The sequence below is a fragment of the Actinotalea ferrariae CF5-4 genome, assembly GCF_000603945.1.
GTDB lineage: Bacteria > Actinomycetota > Actinomycetes > Actinomycetales > Cellulomonadaceae > Actinotalea > Actinotalea ferrariae.
In genome coordinates this window covers 1-215 of sequence record NZ_AXCW01000620.1, presented here as the reverse complement: position 1 = coordinate 215, position 215 = coordinate 1, and the positions used below count along the sequence as shown (strand labels likewise).

At 80.5% G+C, this 215-nt stretch carries 1 protein-coding gene; it reads right to left on the bottom strand.

The genetic code is table 11. The annotated features are described in order from the left end of the window. The coding region (locus N866_RS19510; RefSeq protein WP_034230169.1) for a glycosyltransferase at positions 1-215 on the bottom strand (215 nt) is incomplete at both ends.

Below are 215 nucleotides of genomic sequence, written 5' to 3'. Positions count from 1 at the left end.
GGTCGCCCAGGAGGTCGGCGAGCGCCGACGCCCACTGCCGCGGGTCGTGGCCCGGGACGAGGGCCCCGGTCACCCCGTCGACGACGACGGTCCGCAGGCCCCCGACGGCGGCGGCCACGACCGGCGTCCCGCAGGCCTGCGCCTCCGCGGCGACGAGCCCGAACGACTCGCTGCGCGACGGCACGGCGACGAGGTCCGCCGCCCGGTACCACGGC